This is a genomic window from Streptomyces sp. NPDC087844, assembly GCF_044742785.1.
Lineage (GTDB): Bacteria > Actinomycetota > Actinomycetes > Streptomycetales > Streptomycetaceae > Streptomyces.
In genome coordinates, this window is record NZ_JBIUVD010000016.1 from 150,579 (window position 1) to 168,242 (window position 17,664).

General features: G+C 71.3%; 18 protein-coding genes. 13 read left to right on the forward strand and 5 right to left on the reverse strand.

Going from position 1 to position 17,664, the window contains the following annotated elements:
* The first annotated feature begins 11 nt into the window (after positions 1 to 11).
* Both ACIOKD_RS28125 and ACIOKD_RS28130 read left to right on the forward strand, forming a co-directional pair.
* Positions 12 to 1,445, forward strand: coding sequence for an MFS transporter (locus ACIOKD_RS28125; protein WP_402089530.1), 1,434 nt, complete (start codon positions 12 to 14; stop codon positions 1,443 to 1,445).
* Between the two features lie 175 nt (positions 1,446 to 1,620).
* Positions 1,621 to 2,880 carry a PucR family transcriptional regulator gene (locus tag ACIOKD_RS28130; protein ID WP_402089532.1) on the forward strand — a complete coding sequence of 420 codons (1,260 nt, stop codon included), beginning with the start codon at positions 1,621 to 1,623 and terminating at the stop codon, positions 2,878 to 2,880.
* Between the two features lie 11 nt (positions 2,881 to 2,891).
* On the opposite strand, the gene ACIOKD_RS28135 is transcribed toward ACIOKD_RS28130, so the two are convergent.
* Positions 2,892 to 3,230, reverse strand: coding sequence for a GNAT family N-acetyltransferase (locus ACIOKD_RS28135; RefSeq protein WP_402089680.1), 339 nt, complete (start codon positions 3,228 to 3,230; stop codon positions 2,892 to 2,894).
* A gap of 146 nt (positions 3,231 to 3,376) precedes the next feature.
* Between ACIOKD_RS28135 and ACIOKD_RS28140 the strand changes: the two genes are divergently transcribed.
* Together ACIOKD_RS28140 and ACIOKD_RS28145 are read left to right on the forward strand one after the other, a co-directional pair.
* Positions 3,377 to 3,739, forward strand: a complete 363-nt coding sequence (locus tag ACIOKD_RS28140; RefSeq protein ID WP_402089533.1) for a DUF1304 domain-containing protein — start codon at positions 3,377 to 3,379, stop codon at positions 3,737 to 3,739.
* Positions 3,736 to 4,308 carry a TetR/AcrR family transcriptional regulator gene (locus tag ACIOKD_RS28145; protein ID WP_402089535.1) on the forward strand — a complete coding sequence of 191 codons (573 nt, stop codon included), beginning with the start codon at positions 3,736 to 3,738 and terminating at the stop codon, positions 4,306 to 4,308. The genes ACIOKD_RS28140 and ACIOKD_RS28145 overlap by 4 nt, the downstream gene beginning before the upstream one ends.
* Positions 4,309 to 4,465: 157 nt before the next feature.
* On the opposite strand, the gene ACIOKD_RS28150 is transcribed toward ACIOKD_RS28145, so the two are convergent.
* Positions 4,466 to 5,548 (reverse strand): GlxA family transcriptional regulator, encoded by a 1,083-nt coding sequence (locus ACIOKD_RS28150; RefSeq protein ID WP_402089537.1) that lies wholly within the window; start codon positions 5,546 to 5,548, stop codon positions 4,466 to 4,468.
* A gap of 70 nt (positions 5,549 to 5,618) precedes the next feature.
* Between ACIOKD_RS28150 and ACIOKD_RS28155 the strand changes: the two genes are divergently transcribed.
* The 5 genes from ACIOKD_RS28155 (at position 5,619) to ACIOKD_RS28175 (ending at position 10,329) form a co-directional block, all read left to right on the forward strand.
* The gene (locus ACIOKD_RS28155; RefSeq protein WP_402089539.1) at positions 5,619 to 6,569 is read left to right on the forward strand and encodes an NADP-dependent oxidoreductase; all 951 of its coding nucleotides are present in this window, start codon (positions 5,619 to 5,621) and stop codon (positions 6,567 to 6,569) included.
* A gap of 308 nt (positions 6,570 to 6,877) precedes the next feature.
* A complete protein-coding gene (locus ACIOKD_RS28160) occupies positions 6,878 to 7,258 on the forward strand; it encodes an anti-sigma factor antagonist (RefSeq protein ID WP_402089541.1) in 381 nt (126 codons plus the stop codon).
* Between the two features lie 123 nt (positions 7,259 to 7,381).
* Entirely contained in the window at positions 7,382 to 8,032 is a 651-nt protein-coding gene (locus tag ACIOKD_RS28165) for a DUF4230 domain-containing protein (RefSeq protein ID WP_402089543.1), read from the forward strand.
* Between the two features lie 192 nt (positions 8,033 to 8,224).
* The gene (locus ACIOKD_RS28170; protein ID WP_402089545.1) at positions 8,225 to 8,899 is read left to right on the forward strand and encodes a VanZ family protein; all 675 of its coding nucleotides are present in this window, start codon (positions 8,225 to 8,227) and stop codon (positions 8,897 to 8,899) included.
* 158 nt (positions 8,900 to 9,057) lie between these two features.
* The gene (locus ACIOKD_RS28175; RefSeq protein WP_402089547.1) at positions 9,058 to 10,329 is read left to right on the forward strand and encodes an RICIN domain-containing protein; all 1,272 of its coding nucleotides are present in this window, start codon (positions 9,058 to 9,060) and stop codon (positions 10,327 to 10,329) included.
* Positions 10,330 to 10,660: 331 nt separating this feature from the next.
* Here ACIOKD_RS28175 and ACIOKD_RS28180 read toward each other — a convergent pair whose 3' ends face one another.
* A complete protein-coding gene (locus tag ACIOKD_RS28180; protein ID WP_402089549.1) occupies positions 10,661 to 10,897 on the reverse strand; it encodes a hypothetical protein in 237 nt (78 codons plus the stop codon).
* Between the two features lie 113 nt (positions 10,898 to 11,010).
* Here ACIOKD_RS28180 and ACIOKD_RS28185 point away from each other — a divergent pair, with 113 nt between their 5' ends.
* From ACIOKD_RS28185 to ACIOKD_RS28195, 3 genes are all read left to right on the forward strand, one after another.
* Complete coding sequence (locus ACIOKD_RS28185; protein ID WP_402089551.1) at positions 11,011 to 12,048, forward strand: PHP domain-containing protein; 1,038 nt, start codon at positions 11,011 to 11,013, stop codon at positions 12,046 to 12,048.
* Positions 12,049 to 12,107: 59 nt separating this feature from the next.
* Entirely contained in the window at positions 12,108 to 12,785 is a 678-nt protein-coding gene (locus tag ACIOKD_RS28190) for an HAD family hydrolase (RefSeq protein WP_402089553.1), read from the forward strand.
* Between the two features lie 334 nt (positions 12,786 to 13,119).
* Positions 13,120 to 14,082, forward strand: a complete 963-nt coding sequence (locus tag ACIOKD_RS28195; RefSeq protein ID WP_402089555.1) for an SDR family NAD(P)-dependent oxidoreductase — start codon at positions 13,120 to 13,122, stop codon at positions 14,080 to 14,082.
* 165 nt (positions 14,083 to 14,247) lie between these two features.
* Here ACIOKD_RS28195 and ACIOKD_RS28200 read toward each other — a convergent pair whose 3' ends face one another.
* Together ACIOKD_RS28200 and ACIOKD_RS28205 are read right to left on the reverse strand one after the other, a co-directional pair.
* Entirely contained in the window at positions 14,248 to 14,523 is a 276-nt protein-coding gene (locus tag ACIOKD_RS28200) for a hypothetical protein (RefSeq protein WP_402089557.1), read from the reverse strand.
* 104 nt (positions 14,524 to 14,627) lie between these two features.
* Positions 14,628 to 16,172 (reverse strand): ROK family protein, encoded by a 1,545-nt coding sequence (locus ACIOKD_RS28205; RefSeq protein ID WP_402089559.1) that lies wholly within the window; start codon positions 16,170 to 16,172, stop codon positions 14,628 to 14,630.
* A 168-nt stretch (positions 16,173 to 16,340) separates the two neighbouring features.
* On the opposite strand from ACIOKD_RS28205, the gene ACIOKD_RS28210 reads away from it, so the two are divergent.
* The gene (locus ACIOKD_RS28210) at positions 16,341 to 17,657 is read left to right on the forward strand and encodes an ABC transporter substrate-binding protein (protein ID WP_402089561.1); all 1,317 of its coding nucleotides are present in this window, start codon (positions 16,341 to 16,343) and stop codon (positions 17,655 to 17,657) included.
* The last annotated feature ends 7 nt before the right edge of the window (positions 17,658 to 17,664 follow it).

A 17,664-nucleotide genomic window follows, 5' to 3' on the forward strand; every position in this document is an offset into this window, starting at 1 on the left:
AGGAGCGGCTTGTGGGACGTGCCCGGCTGTTCGCGCTGTTCTCCCTGCTCACACTGACCGGCTTCATCACGACGCTCGACAACACGGTCATCAACGTCGCCCTGCCGACCGTGCAGCGCGAACTGGGCCTGACGGTGCCGGACCTGGAGTGGGTGGCCGCCGGCTACGTGCTCAGTTTCGGCGCACTGCTGCTCCCCGGCGGCCGGCTGACCGATCTGTGCGGACGCAGGCCGGTGCTGGCCGCCGGGATCGTCGTCTTCACGGTGTCCTCGGCGGCGTGCGCCCTCGCGGACAGCGGGGGCGCGCTGATAGCGGCCCGTACGGTGCAGGGGGTCGGGGCCGCGCTGGTCATTCCCGCCTCGCTCGCCGTCATCGCGGTGGACCTGCCCGCGCGACTGCGTTCGACGGCCGTGGGCCTGTGGACGGCGGCCCTGGCCGTGGCGCTGGCCCTGGGGCCCGTGGTGGGCGGCCTCGTCACCGAACGGTGGGGCTGGGGCTGGGTGTTCGCGCTGAACGTCCCCTTCGGTGTGCTCGCCCTGCTGCTGATGCCGGCCGTGCCCGCCAGGTCCTCGCCCCGCCGGAGCGGACTGGACGTGCCCGGCGTACTGCTGTCCGTACTCGCGCTCTATCTGCTCACGTACGGACTCGTGCGCGGCCAGGAACACGGCTTCACCGCCGCGCCCGTGCCGCACTGCCTGGCTGTCTCGGCGGTCGCCGCCTGCGCGTTCGTCGTCGTGGAGGCCAGGACCGCGCGGCCTCTGGTCGAACTGCGGCTGCTGCGCGACCGGTTCCTCACCGGCGGGATCCTCGCCCAGGTGCTGTGGGGCATCGGCGTCAACGGGGTGTTCTTCTTCACCGCCCTCTATCTCCAGCGGGTGCTCGGCTTCTCCCCCACCGAAGCGGGGCTGGCCTTTCTGCCGCTGGCGGGAGCGCTGCTGCTCGGGACGCCGATGGCCGAGCGGGCGGCCCGCGCGCTGGGCGCCCATGTCTCGATCGCGGGAGGGCTCGGCCTGGTGGCGGTCGGGCTGCTGTACGTCTCGGGCGCGGGCGCGGGTGCCGGCTTCTGGGACCTGCAACCGGGGCTGCTGATGATCGGCTGGGGTTCCGCGTTCACCACTCCCCTGACGGTGCGTTCCCTGCTGCGGGTCCCGGAGGACGGGATGGGCATGGCGACGGGCCTGGTCAGCGCGGCGCGCGAGGTCTCCGGGGTGTTCGGGGTGGTCCTGGTGGGTGTGGTCCTCACGCGGCGCGAGCGGGCGGAACTGCGGTCCGGGGCCGACCCGCGCGACGCCTTCCTGGAGGGGTACGACCTGGGACTGCGGATCGCGGCGTGCTGCGTCCTGGCGGGCGCGCTGGTCACGTTGCTGACGCTGGGCCGCCGTGGCCGCCACCGGCGTCCACGGCGGGTGGTGGCGCGCTCCAGGATTCCCCTGGTCATGAAGTGACGGGCGGGGGTCGTGTGCGGTTGTCATGTGGCGACGAACGCGTAGTGGACAACCCGCAGTTGTCGTGAAGTGACAAGTCCCGGGTGCGTCTCTGTCAGCCGACGATGAAGCTGGGCAGAATCCGCGCGGGTAACGTCGGTGTGCCCCACTTTCCGTGTGCGGAAGGAGCCGCCGCGTGAACGGATTGCGCATACCGGCGAGCGAGGCCGGGATGACGGCCGTGACCGCCGCCGACGTCGCCGAAGCGGTGGACGGCCCGTTCAACTCGTTCCCCTCGGGTCTGCACGACCAGCTCAGACCGTTCTTCGTCGACATCACCGAGGAGGTCGTACGGGCGATCAGGACCGAGATCCCGGAGTACGCGCGGCCGACGGACGACACGTACATGCAGGTCGTGCACCAGGGCGTGGAGCACGCCCTGCAGGGGTTCCTGCAGCGGATGGCCGAGCCCGACAGCGACGGGGAGCCGGTGCGGGCGACGTATCAGCGCATCGGCCGGGGCGAGGCGGACGAAGGGCGCAGTCTCGACTCGTTCCAGTCGGCCCTGCGCCTCGGCGCGCGGGTGGCCTGGCGCCGGATCAACGCCCTGGTCGACGCCGATCTGCTGCCGCGCCATGTGCTGGCCGCGTTCGGGGAGGCCCTGTTCCTGCACCTCGACGAGATGGCGGCCGCGACGACGACCGGGTACACGGAGGCGCGCCTGCACGCCGCCGGCGAGCTGCGGCAACGGCGTACGCGGCTGATCGATCTGCTGATCGTGGATCCGCCCGCGTCGGTCGCGGCCATCACCGAGCTGGCGCACACCGCGCAGTGGCCGGTGCCCCGTTCGCTGGCCGTGGTCGTCATCGACCGCGGGTCGCGGTCCGCGGGACCGCCGCCCATCGTGCCGCCGGAGTTCCTGGCACGGTTCGACGTGCAGCCCGCCGTGCTGGTGGTGCCCGACCCCGAAGGCCCCGGCCGGGCCAGGGCCGTCGCGGGGGCACTGCAGGGGTTACGGGCCGCCATGGGCCCCAACGTCGCGCTCCAGGAAGGGGCGAGGTCGCTGCGGTGGGCCACCGAGACGCTGGACCTCGCCCGGCGGGGCGTGCTGCCCGACACGCAACTGGTGCGCTGCCGGGACCATCTGGCCACGTTGCTGCTGTTCCGCGACGAGGCCCTGGTGGACGCGATGGCCGACCGGCATCTGCGTCCTCTGGACAGCGTGCGGCTGCCGCAGCGGGAGCGCCTCGCGGAGACGCTTCTCAGCTGGCTCCAGTGCGGCCACAACGCGAGCGAGGTCGCCGCGCGGCTCGCCGTCCACCCGCAGACGGTCCGCTACCGCATGCGCCAGCTGGACGAACTGTTCGGGGACCGGCTCCACGACCCGACCGCCCAGTTCGAGATGCAACTGGCGCTGCGCGCGCTGAACCTGCGACGGGCGGCGCCGACGCGGTGACGTGGTGACGCTCACAGTGACTGCCCCAGGGTGAGTGTGTACGCCCCGAAGCCGTTGCGCTCGTAGAACCGGATCGCGTCCTGGCTGGCCGCGTAGGCCGTCACCTCCGCCCGCTGGGCGCCCTGTTCGCGCGCCCAGTCGCGAAAGGCCGCCACGAGCCGCGCGCCGGTCCGGGCACCGCGATGCGCCCTGCGCACATACAGGCTGAGCAGGGTGGCGACCTTCAGCGGACGCATCGCGGAACCCTCCGCGACCACGCCCGCGAGATGTCCCACGACCTCGCCACCCCACTCGGCCACCAGCAGCAGCCGCGCCGGGTCCTCGATCCCCGAGCGGTCGCCTTGTCGCAGTCAGCACTCATGGGGCGGAACATTAGCGCCCGGGTCCGACAACGGCGGTGCTTTTTCTGGACAGTCGTCCATGTATATTGGACAGTCGTCCAGGAAACTTGGACATCTGTCCAGTATGTTGTCGGCCCCTGAAGGAGCTAACCCCGATGCAGACGCTCGCGAACGTGCTCGTCGGCCTTGTCGCCGCCCTGCACGCGTACATCCTGGTTCTGGAGATGTTCCTGTGGGAGCGGAAGCCGGGGCGCGGGCTGCACGGGTTCGACCCGGAGATGGCGCGGGCCACCGCCCCGCTCGCCGCCAACCAGGGGCTCTACAACGGGTTCCTCGCGGCCGGGCTCGTCTGGGGTCTGGTCGCCGACGACCCGACGGGGTTCCACGCCCAGGTCTTCTTCCTGGTGTGCGTGGTCGTCGCGGGCGTGTACGGCGCGGTGACCGCGAACCGGCGCATCCTGTTCGCGCAGGCCCTGCCCGGCGCACTCGCCCTCGCCGCCGTCCTCGTCGCCCGGTGACCTCCGACCCCCGGGCCGAACGCACACGGGCCAAGCTGCGCCGGGCCCTCCTCGACGAGTGCGCCCGGCGGCCGCTCACGGAGGTGAGCGTCGCCTCGCTGGTGCGGGCGGCCGGGGTCGGCCGGGCCACGTTCTATCTGCACTACGCCGACCTGGAGGCGCTGGCCGTCGACGCCTGCGCCGATGTCGTACGTGACGCCGTGGACGCGCTGCACGCCTGGCGGGGCAGGCCCGACCCCACGTCGGCACCGGACGCCCTGCTCGGGTTCTTCGCGGGCCTGCCCCCGCACGCCCCGCTGTACCGCGCCCTGTTGACCCCGGGCGGCGGGGGTCCGCTGGGCCGTGTCCTCCACCAGGACCTGCGCGCCCGCAGCCTCGCCGAACGCGAACTCGCCGGTGCGCCGCAGGCCCCGCTCGTCGCCTCCGCCGTCGCCGCGGCCTTCGCCGGCGTCCTCGCGGACTGGCTGCACGGGCTCGTGGAGGGCGCCCCGGAGGAGATCGCGCACAAGGTGTGGCGTCTGCTGGTGGCGTTGCACGCGGTGCGGTGGGAGGGGGGCCGGGGCGGGTGAGATCCGTCTGCGGGTCCGGTGGGGGCCGGTCGCGCGGCTCCCCGCGCCCCTGAAAGCGGGGCCGCACCCCTTGAGGGGCGCGGGGAACCGCGCAGCGGGAGTCCGGGGGCGGAGACCCCGAGTCGGTGACGGGAAGCCGGGCCGGTCAGCACGGGCCTCAGGGCCGGCGGCCTGCCTGGAACGTCCGGCGGTACGCCTGCGGCGACACCCCGATCGCCGCATGCAGATGCTGCCGCAGCGAGGTACCCGTGGCGAACCCGACCTCACCGGCGATCTGATCCACCGCCAGGTCGCTGGATTCGAGCAACTGCCGTGCCCGGACGACACGTTGCTGGATGAGCCAGCGGCCGGGGCTCATCCCGACCTCGTCGTTGAAACGGCGGGCGAACGTGCGCGGACTCATCCGCGCGTGATCGGCCAGCTCGGTCAGAGTCAGCGGCTCGCCGAGCCGTTCCAGCACCCAGTGCCGGGTCGCCGCGGTGCTCGTCGCCGTGGGTCCGGGCACGGGCTGCTCGATGTACTGCGCCTGGCCGCCGTCACGCCAGGGCGGCACCACGCAGGAACGCGCCACCCGGTTGGCCAGTTCGCTGCCGTGGTCCTTGCGCACCAGGTGCAGGCAGACGTCCACACCGGACGCGGCCCCCGCCGAGGTCAGGAGGGAGCCCTCGTCGACGAACAGCACATCGGCGTCGAGGTCCACGTCCGGGAACATCTGCCGGAACAGCCCGGCCAGCTGCCAGTGCGTGGTCGCCCGGCGGCCGACCAGCATGCCGGCCGCCGCCAGCACGAAGGCGCCCGTACAGATGGAGACGATCCGGGTGTCGGGGCCGATGGCCCTGAGCGCGTCGGCCACCGCCTCGGGAAGGTCGGTGCCGAGGTCCGTCAGCGCGAAGGGCGGGATCACGACGGTGTCGGCCGTACGCAGGACTTCGGGCCCGTGCTCGACGGTGATCGAGAAGTCCGAGTTGCTGCGGACCGGCCGCCCGTCCACGGTGCAGGTCAGTACCTCGTACCGGCCCTCGGCGGAGCCGAACACCCGGCTCGGGATGCCGAGTTCGAAGGGATAGACCCCGTCGAGGGCGAGCACGACGACTCGCTCGACATGGCCCTCGTACCCCTGGCGGTCGGAGTGAGCGGAGTCCCCCGTCCGCTCCGGGTGCGCGGGGCGCGCCCCGCAGTACGGCTGCACCTGCGTCTGCGTCTGTCTCTGTCTCTGCCTCTGCGCCACTGACCGCTGCATGGCACGATCCTATCGAACAATGGCAATCGTGCCATTTCCTGGGTCTCCGAAGCCGGGCAGGCTGGGACGCATGAACACTGCGAACACGATGCGCGCGATCAGTCAGGACGTCCTCGGCGGTCCCGAGGTCCTCAAGGAGGTGGAACTGGAGATCCCCAAGCCGGGTCCGAGCGAAGTGCTGGTCAGGGTGCACGCGGCGGGCCTGAACCCGACCGACTGGAAGCACCGGGCGAACGGCAATTTCCTGGGCGAGCCGCCGTTCGTCCTCGGCTGGGACGTCTCCGGGGTCGTCGAGGCCGTCGGTCTTGGCGTCAGCATCCACAAGCCGGGCGACGAGGTCTTCGGCATGCTGCCCTACCCGTTCGGCGTAGGGGCGCACGCCGAATACGTCACCGCGCCCGCGCGGGCGTTCGCCCGCAAGCCCGCCGAGGTCGACCACACACAGGCGGGAGCCGTACCGCTCGCCGCGCTGACCGCCTGGCAGGCGCTGGTCGACACGGCGGACGTCCGGCCGGGGCAGCGGGTGCTGATCCATGCCGCGGCCGGCGGGGTGGGGCACCTGGCCGTCCAGATCGCCAAGGAGCGGGGAGCGTATGTGATCGGTACGGCCAGCTCGGGGAAGCACGAGTTCCTGCGCGGGCTGGGCGCCGACGAACTCGTCGACTACCGGGAGACCGATTTCACCGAGGCCGTGCGTGACGTCGACGTCGTCCTGGACACGGTCGGGGGCGACTACCGCTCGCGTTCGCTGCGGACGCTGCGCCCGGGCGGACTGCTGGTGTCGATCCTGCCGTCCGGGTCCCCGGAGCTCGCCGAGGAGGCGGCGGGGCTCGGGGTGCGGGCGGTGGAGATGCTCGTGGAGGCCGACCAGGCCGGGATGAGCGCCATCGCCGGGCTCGTCGCCGCGGGGACGCTGCGCGCCACGGTCGCGGAGGTGTTCCCGTTGGCCGAGGCGGCGAAGGCGCACGCGCTGGGCGATACCGGGCGGACGGTGGGGAAGCTCGTCCTTCAGGTGCGTTAGTTCTGCCGGCAGGTGCGTTAGTTCTGCCGGTGGTTCAGGAGGCGGTTCCTGTGGCGGGCCCCGCGACATCCCCGGTGATGTCGCGGGGCCTTCTGGTGCCTCGGGGCGCACCGCGGGGCGCAGGGAAGATGCAGCGCGTCTCTTAAATGACAGACATATGTCAATCGAACATGCTGAAATTCCTTCTAACGAGGGTAACTTGCAGGGTGAGGGACGGTGGAGCGGTCTCAAGCTGCGCCACGTCGGCTCTATGCTCACGGAACGACGTCACCCTGGTCCCCGGTGACCCTGTTGGAGGTGATGTCGTCGTGCGCCACAACCCTGGGCCGCACTCCCCGCACCTGCGCGTGCACCAAGAGCGTGGACACACCGTGCTGGAGTTCCACGGCGAGATCGACATCCTCGCCGCGCTGGACATCATTCCGGGGGTGGACGCGGCGACGGGACGCCCGGACGCCCAGGTCGTCCTCGACCTGCGGCACATCGAGTTCTTCGACTGCTCGGGCCTGCGTCTGCTGTACCGGGCCCGCCGACGGGTCCTCGCCCAGGGCGGACAGGTACACCTGGTCTGCACCCATCCTCTGACCCTGCGCATCCTGCGCGTGACCGAGCTGGCGAAGATCATGCCGCCGCTGTCGAGCATGGACGAGGCTCTCGGGCGCCCCGAGGCCGCCTCGGAGTACTCATAGAGCCTCCCGCTCCTCGCACACCCGAAACACCCGCACGGACGACGGCCCGATCGAAGTGCGCCAACGTGACTGTCTGGCAGGGCATTTGGAGGGCAGAAGGAAGGAGGAAGGAGGACGGTCCACATGACGACGTCTCTTAAGCGCGTGCCCGGATGGGCGAAGATCGTGAGTGCCGTCGTGCTGGTTCTGGTGGTGCTCTTCGCCGGTCTGCGGTGGAGCCTGCTGCCCGGACTGGGCGACGTGTTCGGCGAGGAAACCCATGACCGGACGGGGCCCACGCTGCTCAAGTCCATCCAGGACATCAGCCGTTACGACGCCGCCTCGGGCAACTTCCAGGTGGTGGTGGATCTGGAGAAGGACACCAAGTATCTGCCGGACGCGGTCCGGGGCACCCGCACCCTGTACGTGGGCGCGGGCACCGTCGACTCCTATGTCGACCTCGGAAAGATCCGCGACAAGGACGTGCGGGTCAACAAGGACCGCACATCGGCCACGCTCAGGCTCCCCCACGCCGCCCTGGGCAAGCCGGCACTGGACCCCGACCACTCGTACGCCGTCTCCAAGCAGCGTGGTCTCCTCGACCGGCTCGGCGATGTCTTCTCGGACAACCCGAACGACGAGCGGGCCGTGCAGCGGCTCGCCGCCCGGCACATCGGTGACGCCGCGAAGGACAGCGAGCTGACCGCCCGCGCCGAGGAGAACACCACCAGCATGCTCAAGGGCCTGCTGGGCTCGCTCGGGTTCAAGGAGGTGCGCGTGACCTACGGGACCTGAGCCCTCGACCAGGTACCGTCCGCCCGGTCGGCACTCCGCGCACGACCGCGCCCGCGAGCAGCCAAGCGCAGCTCGTGGGCGCGTTCGCGTCTCGGCCGGTGCGATCCCAACCGCCCTGTCAGAGCAGCATCTTCGACCGATCAAAGGGTATGCGGGTTCCACCACACCGCAGTCCCAAACTGGAGGGTTTGCATGGCCCGCGAAGCGCTACGCCCCCGTACCGCCTTTCGTTTCCGCTCCGCGTCACGCTCGGGCCCCGAGAAGACGGACTCCCGTGCCGCGAAGCCGCGTTTCCGTCGCGGCGCGAAGGGCGAACAGCCGTCCTCGAAAGCGCCCCGCAAACCGTCGTCCAAGCGACCACGCTCGCCGTCCTCGAAGGCGGTCCGCGAGCGGCGCCGGCCCCCCTTCGTCGTACGCCTCCTCGTCATCCTCCTCGCCTTCGCCACGATGGTGGCCTTCGCCGCCGTGCTGGCCAAGCTCACGCTCCAGCCGTCGCCGGCGTCCGAGGCGCTGACGCACAACAACATCCACCCGGGCCGGTCGCTGCGGGCCTACCTCGACCAGCCCGAGTTGCGGGACGCGTTCAAGCAGGTGGGCGGCAACATCGTCCTCGGCATCCCCTTCGGCGTGCTGCTGCCGCTTCTGGTGCCCAAGGCACGCGGCATCCTGCGGGTGACCCTGCTGACCGCCCTGGCCATGCTGCTCGTCGAGGTGGTGCAGGGGACGTTCATCACCGGACGCGCCTTCGACATCGACGACGTCATCCTCAACACCTCCGGCGCTTTGATCGGTTATCTGCTCCTCGGTCGGCGGATGAGCCGCGCCGTGCATCCGCGGCGACGCGACCGCAAGGCCGCCGCGGCCTGAGGGCTGGGGCGGGGAGTCCGCGGGGGTGTGAACAGCTGGTCTGTACCAGAGTCTTGACGCACCCCTTACTTCACTTCTTAAATCAAGAGTCGAAGCGCTTACCCCCCACCTCAGTCGGCTCCTCCCCCACGGGGATCGCCGTACGGAAGGGAGACGTCGTGGACTCCCCACGCCTGCTCCGCAGATACCTCCTGGCCGCCCTGTCCGCCGCACTCCTCGCGTCCGTCGCCGTCGGCCCCGCGCAAGCGGATCCGGCGCGGGCGGCGCACACCCAGGCGGACCCCGCTCCGAGCGCCGCCGCGGCGGTCACGTTCCAGGACACCTTCGACGGTGCCGCCGGTTCGGCCGTCAACTCCTCGAAGTGGCAGATCGAGACCGGCGACAACGTCAGCAACCACGAGCGGCAGTACTACACGGCCGGCAACAACAACGCGAAGCTCGACGGCCAGGGCCACCTGGTGATCGAGGCCCGCCGCGAGAACCCGAACAACTACCAGTGCTGGTACGGGCGTTGCGAGTACACCTCGGCCCGCCTCAACACCGCGGGCAAGTTCACCACCACCTACGGACGGGTCGAGGCCCGGCTGAAGGTGCCGCGCGGGCAGGGCATGTGGCCCGCGTTCTGGATGCTGGGCAACGACATCGGACAGGTCGGCTGGCCCAACTCGGGCGAGATCGACATCATGGAGAACGTCGGCTTCGAGCCCGGCACCGTGCACGGCACGCTGCACGGCCCCGGCTACTCCGGCTCCGGCGGTATAGGCGCCGGCTACTCGCTGCCCGGCGGACAGGCCTTCGCCGACGCCTTCCACACCTTCGCGGTCGACTGGTCGCCCGAGGCCGTCACCTGGTCCGTGGACGGCACGGTCTACCAGCGGCGTACGCCCGCCGACCTGGGCGGCAGGCAGTGGGTGTTCAACAAGCCGTTCTTCCTGATCCTCAACCTCGCGGTGGGCGGCTACTGGCCGGGTGACCCGGACGGTTCGACCACCTTCCCCAGTCAGCTCGTCGTGGACGAGGTGAAGGTGACGACGGGCGAGAGCGCGGGCGGCGGCTCGGCCGTCAAGGGCCTCGCGGGCAAGTGCGTCGACGTGGCGGGGGCGAATCCCGCCAACGGCACGCCCGTTCAGCTCTACGACTGCAACGGCACCGCGGCCCAGCAGTGGAGCGTGGGCTCGGACGGCACCATCCGGGCGCTGGGCAAGTGCCTGGACGCCGCCGGCGGTGGCACGGCCGACGGTACGCCCGTCCAACTCTGGGACTGCGCGGGCGTACCAGCACAGCAGTGGGTCGTCAGCGGAGCGAACGACATCGTGAACCCTCAGGCCAACAAGTGCCTGGACGTGACGGGAAACAACTCGGCCAACAACACCCGGCTGCAGCTGTGGACCTGCACGGGGGCCGCCAACCAGAAGTGGACGGTCGGCTGAGAAGCGGAGATCCGGCTGCGGCGGAGCCAGGCCCGGGGATCGCCCGGCCTGGCTCCGCCCGTACGTACGAAGCCCGCGCGTGGCCCGTGCGTCACGCGGTACGTCCGCCCGTGCCGGGCGTGCCACTCCCCTCCTCGGGTCACGCCCACCGCACGATCAAAGTGCCCTGGGCGCAATGGCCCCATGCACGGCCGTGCCCGCTTCCGCGGTCCGTCGATGCGCGGGGGCGCGCCACCCGCGACGGCTCACCACGGCGCGAACGGCACAGCTCGACGCGCCCCCCGTCGGACCCCTCGGAATTCACCCGGACGCCCGGCCGGCCGCCGCACGGCTATCGCGGATGCCAGGTGAGCTTGTCCCCGCCGACCCAGCGGACCACGGCGGGGTCGTCGGCGTCGTGCACCGGGATGCCGTACGCCGCGGCGGCCACCAGGACATCCGTGAGGCTCTTGGCCTCGCCGATGACGGCGCCGTCGATCTCCACGATGCGGAAGGGCGGATCGCCGGGCTGAACGCCCAGGACCGTGATCCGCGGGTACGAGATGTGGGGGCTGGCGATTTCAGTCATGATCCCACCGGTTCCACACGCGTGCCGCCGATAAGCCTGCACGGGCGGCGGTGTCGGTCGTCATGGCGCTCGGCTGCCGTGCGGACCCGGCCCGGCTGGGCCACGCTTGAGCCATGGACCCGGCCGAGGCACTGGACCGTATCGCCTTCCTGCTGGAGCGGTCCCAGGCCCCCACCTATCGCGTACGGGCGTTCCGCACGGCGGCGGACGTCGTCACGGAACTGTCCGCCGACGAGGTGGCCCGGAGGGTGGCCGAGGGGTCGCTGGAGTCGCTGAAGGGCATCGGGCCGAAGACCGCGCAGGTGGTGCACGAGGTGCTGGCCGGACAGCTGCCCGGCTATCTGGAGAAACTGGAGCAGGAGGCCGCGGAGCCCCTCGTCCTCGGCGGCGAGAAGCTGACCGCCCTGCTGCGCGGTGACTGCCATCTGCACTCGGACTGGTCGGACGGCGGCAGCCCCATCGAGGAGATGGGCCGTGCCGCGGCGCGGCTCGGGCACGAGTGGGCGGTCCTCACGGATCACTCGCCGCGCCTGACGGTGGCCCGCGGTCTGTCCCCCGAGCGGTTGCGGGAGCAGTTGGACGTGGTGGCGGAACTGAACGAGCGCTGGGCCCCCTTCCGGCTGCTCACCGGAATCGAGTGCGACATCTTCGACGACGGATCGCTGGACCAGGAGCCGGAGCTGCTCGAACGGCTCGACGTCGTCGTGGTGTCGGTGCACTCCAAGCTGCGGATGAACGCGACCGCGATGACCCGCCGGATGATCGCCGCCGTACGGAATCCGCACGCGGATGTGCTGGGGCACTGCACGGGGCGACTGGTCACCGGGCGGGGGCGGCCGGAGTCGGAGTTCGACGCGGACGCCGTGTTCGCCGCCTGCGCCGAGACGGGCACGGCGGTCGAGATCAACAGCCGTCCCGAGCGGCTCGATCCGCCGCGGCGGCTGCTGCGCCGGGCGGTCGCGGCGGGCGCGCTGTTCTCCGTGGACACCGACGCGCACGCTCCCGGACAGCTCGGGTGGCAGGCGTACGGATGCGCGCGGGCCGAGGAGTGCGGAGTGCCCCCGGAGCGTGTGGTCACCACCTGGTCGGCGGAGGAACTGCTGGCCTGGACGCGAGATCGCGTGACTCCCGCGGGCGTACGGGCCCTTTGACGCGGTACTGGGATACCTGGACAACGCGACAACGCGACACCGCGGCGAAGGGACGATATATGGAGCGGGCGGCCGTATTCGATGTGGACGGCACTCTTGTCGACACCAACCATCTGCATGTGACGGCCTGGTGGGAGGCGTTCCGGCAGGCCGGGCACGATGTGTCGATGCATGACGTCCACCGGGCGGTGGGCCTCGGTTCCGACGACCTGATCGCGCATCTGCTGGGCGAGGGGCGGGACACCGGGCAGGACGACACGATCAGCGCCGCCCACAAGACCGTCTACGGCACGTACTTCGAGCGGTTGCGCCCGTTCCCCGGCGCCGGTGACCTGCTGCGGCGTCTCGACAGCGAGGGCTGGACGGTCGTGCTCGCCACCTCCGCCGGCGGGGCGGAGCTGGCGGCGCTCCGGCGGGCCATCGACGCCGACGACGTCATCAGGGCGACGGCGAGCTCGGACGACGTGGACTCCGGGAAGCCCGCGCCCGACCCGGTGGAGCACGCCCTGGAACTCGCCGGAGCCTCGGCCGAGCACTCGTTCTTCGTCGGTGACACGGTCTGGGACATGCGCGCGGGGACCAGAGCGGGTGTCCTGTGCGTGGGAGTGCTGTGCGGCGGCATCCCGCGCGGCGACCTGGAGAAGGCCGGGGCAAGCTCCGTATACCGGGACCCGGCCCATCTCCTGGCGTCGCTGTCCAAGGAGCCGGCCGGCGGCGGGAGGCTGACAGGGCCGTGACGCAGATCACGATCGGTACCGCTCCGACCTGGGAACACCCGTCAGTAGTTTCCCGTTAAATCAGCTGTGGGTGCGGATGGGACAGTGTCCCCGGGCCTCACCTTCCGCCCACAGGGAAGATCGTTCGGCTGAAGCCCTGTGGAGCACACCGCCGAGAGGCGACCGCCATCCGCGGCCACCCACAGACGGCCCCGACCGCGATTCCCCCGTCCGGTCGGGGCCTTTCCCGTTTTCCGCGGCTTTCCCGTTCTCGGGCTTTTCCGTTCTCGGGCTTTCCCGTTCTCGGGGGGCGTCGCTTGACTTCGAGAGCGCTCCAATCCGTAGCGTCGCCCGTATGACCACTGCACAGCACAAGATCGGTTCGGGCTTCGACCGGCACAGCACCGCGGACGACGTACTCGCCGGCATCGACCTCACGGGCAGGCTCGCGATCGTCACCGGCGGATACTCGGGGCTCGGCCTGGAGACGACACGCGCGCTCACCGAGGCGGGCGCCCGGGTCGTCGTTCCCGCGCGGCGCCGGGAGGTCGCCGAGGAGGCGGTCGCCGGTATCGAGGGCGTGGAGGTGGACGAGCTCGACCTCGGCGACCTGGAGAGCGTCCGCGCGTTCGCCGGGCGGTTCCTCGCCTCGGGCCGCACCATCGACCTCGTCATCGACAACGCCGGGATCATGGCCTGCCCCGAGACCCGCGTCGGCCCCGGCTGGGAAGCGCAGTTCGCGACCAACCACCTGGGCCACTTCGCCCTGGTCAACCGGCTCTGGCCGGCGATCGCCCCGGGCGGCGCCCGGATCGTCTCCGTCTCCTCGACGGGCCACCACGCCTCGGACATCCGCTGGGACGATCCGCACTTCAACCGCGGCGACTACGACAAGTGGGAGGCGTACGGGCAGGCGAAGACGGCCAACGTCCTGTTCGCCGTACAGCTCGACGCACTGGGCGAGGACTCCGGCGTACGGGCCTTCGCACTGCACCCGGGTGGCATCCTCACGCCTCTCCAGCGCCACCTCCCCCGGCAGGAGATGGTCGAGCGCGGCTGGATCGACGAGAACGGTGTCCCGCTGAATCCGGAGGGCTTCAAGACCCCCGAGCAGGGCGCGGCCACCCAGGTGTGGGCGGCGACCTCCCCGCAGCTGTCCGGCATGGGCGGCGTCTACTGCGAGGACTGCGACATCGCCGAGCCGGCCCCGGCCGACGGTACGGGGGTCGGTGTACGCGACTACGCGATCGACCCGGCGTCCGCGGCCCGCCTATGGGCCCTCTCCGCGGAGCTCACCGGCGTCGACGCCTTCGCCTGAGGCACGCGGTCACAACCGGCCGCGCCACCTCAGGCACGCAAGCACGGGCACGGACACGGGCACGCAAGCACAGACGCTCACGTACTCACGTACTCACGCGCTCACGCGCTCACGCGCTCACGCGCTCACGCGCTCACGCGCTCACGCGCTCACGCGCTCACGCGCTCACGCAGGAGACTCCTCCGGCTCCGGGTCCTCGGGGTGGACCGTGCTCGTGCCCGAGTCGCCCTGCCGGCCGGTGCCCGCCTCGTCGGTGTCGGGGACGGCGGCGTCCGGCTTCGCCCGTACGCCGCCGTCCCCCTCGGAGTCCTCGCTCGGCCCGGACTCGGGCGGCGTGACGACGTCCCAGGGGTCCTCGCCCTCCTGCACCTGCTGGTCCGGCAGATCCCGGGGCACGGGTCCTTCGTTCTCCTCGGGCGTCCTGGTCCCGTACTCGCTCACGGTGCGCTCCCCTCCACGTCGGGCCTCGCGGGGCGGAAATCCCTTGTCGGCCAGTGTGCGGGTACCTGCCGGGACCACCCGGCAAACGCAGGAACCCCCGCGCGTCAGTGCGGAGCGCGCTCCTCCAGGGCCGCGCGCCAGGCCGGCGGCGGGGTGTCCCCCGACCCTGGTCCCGTGCCCGCACGCCGTCCGCCGCGTGCGAAGAAGTCTGCCAGCGGAAGGATCGCCGCGCCGACCGTGACCGCGTCGGGGCCCAGGGCGCCGAGCTCGATGGTGACCCGCTCGGCCGGGTGGCGCAGCGCGTACGAGACGGCGTGGGCGCGGACGGCGGGCAGGAAGCGGGAGCCCAGCTGGAGTCCGGCCCAGCCGCCGATGAGGATGCGTTCGGGCTGGAAGAGGTTGATCAGGTCGGAGAGGCCCGCGCCCAGGTACTCGGCCGTCTCCTCCAGCACGGCCAGGGCCACCGGGTCGGCCGCCGTGCCGCCCGTCGCGGTGCCACCGGCCCCCGCACCACCGGCCGCCGCGTCACCGGCCCCTGCACCGCCGGCCGCCGCGTCACCGGCCCCTGTACCGCCGGCCGCTGACCCGTCGGCCGCCGCACCACCGGCCGCCGGGCCACCCGCGGACGCGCCTTCCGCAGCCCCGACGCCGACCGCCGAGCCACCCGCTGACGCGGAGGTGCCGGGGCTTGCGGAGGCCCCGGCACGCACTCCGCCTCCCGCCCCGCCCTCGACCGGATAGGCCGCCGCCAGCATGGCCGTGAGGGCCGTCTCCTCGTCGACCCCCTTCGGCGGTCGTCCCCCCGCCTCCTCCCAGCGCTCCAGCAGGGCCTCGGCCCCGGCGTACGCCTCCAGACAGCCGAGCGCACCGCAGCGGCAGCGGCGCCCCCTGACCCGTACCGTCAGATGGCCCCATTCCACCGCCCGGCCCAGTTCCACGTCGTCCGAGACGAGGCTGGCGCCGACACCGGAGCCGAAGAGGACCACGACCGCGTTGCGGGCGCCGCGTCCGGCGCCGAACCACATCTCGGCCTGGCCCAGGGTCTTGGCGCCGTTGTCGGTGAAGTACGGGACGGAGTCCGGGAGCCCGCAGGCGGCACGGAGCAGCGACTCCAGCGGGACGGCGGGCCAGCCGATGGTCTGGCCGTGCACGACGGCGCCCTCGGCCGCGGTGCGTTCCACGATGCCGGGTACGCCGATACCGACGCCCAGCAGTCGCTCGGGGGCGATGCCGGCGGTGGCCAGGACCTCGGCGACGCCGTCGCTGATGTGGCCGACGATGACGTCGACGTCGTAACCCTGGTGCTCCAACGGCCTTTCGGTGCGCGCGAGTTCGGTCAGGGACAGGTCGAAGAGCTCGACGCGGACGCGGGTCTCGCCGACGTCCACACCGATCATGTGGCCGCTGGCGGGGGCGACCCGGAGCAGGGTGCGGGGCCGGCCACCGTCGGAGTCGACGCTGCCCGCCTCCTCCACCAGGCCGTCGGCGACGAGCTCTGCGACGACGTTGCTGATGGAGCCCGAGCTGAGCCCGGTGGCGGGCCCTAGTTCGAACCGGCTCATCGGTCCGTCGAAGTAGAGCCTCCTCAGCACGGCCGTGCGATTGCCTCGTCGCAGGTCACGTACCGTTCGCCCGTTCCGGCCCGCCATGTGGTTCCTTCCCGCCGTACCCCCGACCTGCAAGATACCGCTGCGCGATCCCTTGACGCGAGTTTCTTACGGAGCTTAACTCACGTCCTAAATTAAGCCGTGAGGGTCGTTCGAGAAGTGAACGCACCACGCCCTCCCGCTTTCCCTCAGGAAGGGACGCCTGACGCCATGCGCAGAACCCGAGCCGCGGCCGCGAGCGCGGTCACTGTCTCCTTGCTGGCCGCCGTGACCGCGTGCGGCGGTGGCTCGTCGACGGACGGCGGGTCCAACGACTCGCCGAAGACGCTCACCTACTGGGCCTCCAACCAGGGCCCGAGCATCGAGGTCGACAAGAAGACCCTCGCTCCCGAGCTGAAGAAGTTCGAGAAGCAGACCGGCATCAAGGTGAAGCTGGAGGTCATCCCCTGGTCGGACCTCCTCAACCGCATCCTGGCCGCGACCACTTCGGGCCAGGGCCCGGACGTCCTCAACATCGGCAACACCTGGTCCGCCTCGCTCCAGGCGACCGGGGCCCTGCTGCCCTGGGACGCGAAGAACTTCGGAAAGATCGGCGGCAAGGACCGGTTCGTCGAGTCGGCGCTCGGCTCGGCGGGTGAGACCGGCTCGGATCCGGCGGCGGTCCCGCTGTACTCGATGGCGTACGCCCTCTACTACAACAAGAAGATGTTCGAGGACGCGGGGATATCCGGACCGCCCGCCACCTGGGACGACCTGGTCGCCGACGGGAAGAGGATCTCCAAGGACGACAAGTGGGCGCTGGGCGCCGAGGGCGCGAACCTGTCGGAGAACATCCACCACGTCTTCGTCCTCGGCAAGCAGCACGGCGCCGACTTCTTCGACGCCGACGGCAAGCCCGACTTCACCTCCGACGGGGCCGTGGCGGCGGTCAAGCAGTACGTCGACCTGATGGGCAAGGACAAGGTCATCGCACCCGGCAACGCCGAGTACGCGCAGAACCAGTCCCTCCAGGACTTCGCCAAGGACAAGACGGCGATGGTGCTCTGGCAGACGGCGGCGGCCACGCTCAAGGCCCACGGCATGAGCGACGACGAGTGGGGCGTCGCGCCGGTGCCGGTCCGGTCCGGCACCCCGGGTGCCGACACGGCCGTCAACTCGATGGTGGCGGGCATCAACATGGCCGTCTTCAAGAACACCGACAACATCGACGGCTCCCTGAAGTTCGTGAACTTCATGACGAGCGTGGACGAGCAGACGGTCCTCAACAAGACCTACGGGTCCATCCCGCCGGTCAAGGCGGCCCAGCAGGACCCCGCGTTCAACACGCCCGCCCTGAAGGTCATCCGGGACACGCTGGCCAAGAGCGCGGCCCCGCTGCCGCAGGTGGCGAACGAGTCGCAGTTCGAGACCGCGGTCGGCACGGCGGTGAAGGAGCTCTTCGCGGACGCGGCGGCCGGCCGGCCGGTGACCACGGCCTCGGTCGAGGAGAAGCTCGACGAGGCCCAGCAGCAGATGCCGAAGAAGTGAGCGTTCG

Bases quoted from the DNA above. Each gene is read 5' to 3' on its own strand.
- ACIOKD_RS28140 (WP_402089533.1), top strand. From the start codon at position 3,377: ATGCAGACGCTCGCGAACGTGCTCGTCGGCCTTGTCGCCGCCCTGCAC.
- ACIOKD_RS28150 (WP_402089537.1), bottom strand. From the start codon at position 5,548: ATGCAGCGGTCAGTGGCGCAGAGGCAGAGACAGAGACAGACGCAGACG.
- ACIOKD_RS28155 (WP_402089539.1), top strand. From the start codon at position 5,619: ATGAACACTGCGAACACGATGCGCGCGATCAGTCAGGACGTCCTCGGC.
- ACIOKD_RS28165 (WP_402089543.1), top strand. From the start codon at position 7,382: ATGACGACGTCTCTTAAGCGCGTGCCCGGATGGGCGAAGATCGTGAGT.
- ACIOKD_RS28170 (WP_402089545.1), top strand. From the start codon at position 8,225: ATGGCCCGCGAAGCGCTACGCCCCCGTACCGCCTTTCGTTTCCGCTCC.
- ACIOKD_RS28180 (WP_402089549.1), bottom strand. From the start codon at position 10,897: ATGACTGAAATCGCCAGCCCCCACATCTCGTACCCGCGGATCACGGTC.
- ACIOKD_RS28185 (WP_402089551.1), top strand. From the start codon at position 11,011: ATGGACCCGGCCGAGGCACTGGACCGTATCGCCTTCCTGCTGGAGCGG.
- ACIOKD_RS28190 (WP_402089553.1), top strand. From the start codon at position 12,108: ATGGAGCGGGCGGCCGTATTCGATGTGGACGGCACTCTTGTCGACACC.
- ACIOKD_RS28195 (WP_402089555.1), top strand. From the start codon at position 13,120: ATGACCACTGCACAGCACAAGATCGGTTCGGGCTTCGACCGGCACAGC.
- ACIOKD_RS28205 (WP_402089559.1), bottom strand. From the start codon at position 16,172: ATGGCGGGCCGGAACGGGCGAACGGTACGTGACCTGCGACGAGGCAAT.
- ACIOKD_RS28210 (WP_402089561.1), top strand. From the start codon at position 16,341: ATGCGCAGAACCCGAGCCGCGGCCGCGAGCGCGGTCACTGTCTCCTTG.